Below are 3,393 nucleotides of genomic sequence, written 5' to 3' on the forward strand. Positions count from 1 at the left end.
CAGACTTTGATCCGGAGATCTCTGAATGGGGGAACCCAGCCATCATAAGATGGTTATCACACACTGAATACATAGGTGTGTGAGGCGAACCAGGGGAACTGAAACATCTAAGTACCCTGAGGAAAAGAAATCAACCGAGATTCCCTTAGTAGTGGCGAGCGAACGGGGACTAGCCCTTAAGCTTCTTTGATTTTAGCGGAACGCTCTGGAAAGTGCGGCCATAGTGGGTGATAGCCCTGTACGCGAAAGGATCTTAGAAGTGAAATCGAGTAGGACGGAGCACGAGAAACTTTGTCTGAATATGGGGGGACCATCCTCCAAGGCTAAATACTACTGACTGACCGATAGTGAACCAGTACCGTGAGGGAAAGGCGAAAAGAACCCCGGAGAGGGGAGTGAAATAGAACCTGAAACCGTATGCGTACAAGCAGTGGGAGCCTACTTTGTTAGGTGACTGCGTACCTTTTGTATAATGGGTCAGCGACTTATTTTCAGTGGCGAGCTTAACCGAATAGGGGAGGCGTAGCGAAAGCGAGTCTTAATAGGGCGTCTAGTCGCTGGGAATAGACCCGAAACCGGGCGATCTATCCATGGGCAGGTTGAAGGTTGGGTAACACTAACTGGAGGACCGAACCGACTACCGTTGAAAAGTTAGCGGATGACCTGTGGATCGGAGTGAAAGGCTAATCAAGCTCGGAGATAGCTGGTTCTCCTCGAAAGCTATTTAGGTAGCGCCTCGTGTATCACTGCTGGGGGTAGAGCACTGTTTCGGCTAGGGGGTCATCCCGACTTACCAAACCGATGCAAACTCCGAATACCAGCAAGTGTCAGCACGGGAGACACACGGCGGGTGCTAACGTCCGTCGTGAAAAGGGAAACAACCCAGACCGTCAGCTAAGGTCCCAAAATCCTGGTTAAGTGGGAAACGATGTGGGAAGGCTCAGACAGCTAGGAGGTTGGCTTAGAAGCAGCCATCCTTTAAAGAAAGCGTAATAGCTCACTAGTCGAGTCGGCCTGCGCGGAAGATGTAACGGGGCTCAAACCAGGTACCGAAGCTACGGGTTCAACGTAAGTTGAGCGGTAGAGGAGCGTTCTGTAAGCCTGTGAAGGTGAGTTGAGAAGCTTGCTGGAGGTATCAGAAGTGCGAATGCTGACATGAGTAACGACAATGCGAGTGAAAAACTCGCACGCCGAAAGACCAAGGGTTCCTGCGCAACGTTAATCGACGCAGGGTGAGTCGATCCCTAAGGCGAGGCTGAAGAGCGTAGTCGATGGGAAACGGGTTAATATTCCCGTACTTCTAGTTACTGCGATGGGGGGACGGAGAAGGCTAGGCCAGCTTGGCGTTGGTTGTCCAAGTTTAAGGTGGTAGGCAGAGATCTTAGGTAAATCCGGGGTCTTAATGCCGAGAACTGATGACGATCCTTCTTTTAGAAGGAGAAGTGGTTGATGCCATGCTTCCAGGAAAAGCCTCTAAGCTTCAGGTAACTAGGAACCGTACCCCAAACCGACACAGGTGGTTGGGTAGAGAATACCAAGGCGCTTGAGAGAACTCGGGTGAAGGAACTAGGCAAAATGGCACCGTAACTTCGGGAGAAGGTGCGCCGGTGAGGGTGAAGGGTTTACCCCGTAAGCTCATGCCGGTCGAAGATACCAGGCCGCTGCGACTGTTTATTAAAAAAACACAGCACTCTGCAAACACGAAAGTGGACGTATAGGGTGTGACGCCTGCCCGGTGCCGGAAGGTTAATTGATGGGGTTAGCGCAAGCGAAGCTCTTGATCGAAGCCCCGGTAAACGGCGGCCGTAACTATAACGGTCCTAAGGTAGCGAAATTCCTTGTCGGGTAAGTTCCGACCTGCACGAATGGCGTAACGATGGCGGCGCTGTCTCCACCCGAGACTCAGTGAAATTGAAATCGCTGTGAAGATGCAGTGTATCCGCGGCTAGACGGAAAGACCCCGTGAACCTTTACTATAGCTTTGCACTGGACTTTGAATTTGCTTGTGTAGGATAGGTGGGAGGCTTTGAAGCGTGGACGCCAGTTCGCGTGGAGCCATCCTTGAAATACCACCCTGGCAACTTTGAGGTTCTAACTCTGGTCCGTTATCCGGATCGAGGACAGTGTATGGTGGGTAGTTTGACTGGGGCGGTCTCCTCCTAAAGAGTAACGGAGGAGTACGAAGGTGCGCTCAGACCGGTCGGAAATCGGTCGTAGAGTATAAAGGCAAAAGCGCGCTTGACTGCGAGACAGACACGTCGAGCAGGTACGAAAGTAGGTCTTAGTGATCCGGTGGTTCTGTATGGAAGGGCCATCGCTCAACGGATAAAAGGTACTCCGGGGATAACAGGCTGATACCGCCCAAGAGTTCATATCGACGGCGGTGTTTGGCACCTCGATGTCGGCTCATCACATCCTGGGGCTGAAGCCGGTCCCAAGGGTATGGCTGTTCGCCATTTAAAGTGGTACGCGAGCTGGGTTTAGAACGTCGTGAGACAGTTCGGTCCCTATCTGCCGTGGACGTTTGAGATTTGAGAGGGGCTGCTCCTAGTACGAGAGGACCGGAGTGGACGAACCTCTGGTGTTCCGGTTGTCACGCCAGTGGCATTGCCGGGTAGCTATGTTCGGAAGAGATAACCGCTGAAAGCATCTAAGCGGGAAACTTGCCTCAAGATGAGATCTCACTGGAGCCTTGAGCTCCCTGAAGGGCCGTCGAAGACTACGACGTTGATAGGCAGGGTGTGTAAGCGCTGTGAGGCGTTGAGCTAACCTGTACTAATTGCCCGTGAGGCTTGACCATATAACACCCAAACAATTTGATGTTTGCGTGTCAGACGGTTGAAGTCGACAAACAAACCGAAAAGACGCATCGCTCGCAAAGCGAAAGCAACACCGAAACACCATCACATACCCAATTAGGGGAAGCGACTCAACACCGACTCCCCAACCGAATTGCTTGACGACCATAGAGCGTTGGAACCACCTGATCCCATCCCGAACTCAGTAGTGAAACGACGCATCGCCGATGGTAGTGTGGGGTCTCCCCATGTGAGAGTAGGTCATCGTCAAGCTTCTACACCAAACCCCCGATCATCGAAAGATGGCCGGGGGTTTGTCTTTGCGCGAAAGAAAAGTCGATCGGCTCCTGGGGCTGGCAGCATGCCCGACCGAGCAGGGCTCAGAAAGCGGCCCAGCCATAGGTCGCCTAGCGGCGAGTTCTTCTGCTGATTTGCCCCATCGCAACCGGCGTCTCCTAAGCATGTGCCCTTCCGATAGCGTCTTCCGAGCACCACCTTGGCGGCTTGTCCGAAGGGATTGATACGGCCGAAGCGGCCTTAGCGCGGCATGAACTCTTTACAAATCACCCGTAGTACCGTTGACACTGCCTTCCGA

2 rRNA genes are annotated in these 3,393 nt (G+C 52.8%); both read left to right on the top strand.

Annotation, left to right across the window (positions count from 1 at the left end):
• Nucleotides 1-2,800, top strand: a 23S ribosomal RNA gene (locus DQ405_RS26095); the annotation flags it as partial.
• 155 nt (nt 2,801-2,955) lie between these two features.
• Nucleotides 2,956-3,071 (top strand): 5S ribosomal RNA (gene rrf, locus DQ405_RS26100).
• Nucleotides 3,072-3,393 lie beyond the last annotated feature (322 nt).

It is taken from the genome of Pseudomonas sp. SST3 (assembly GCF_003325755.1).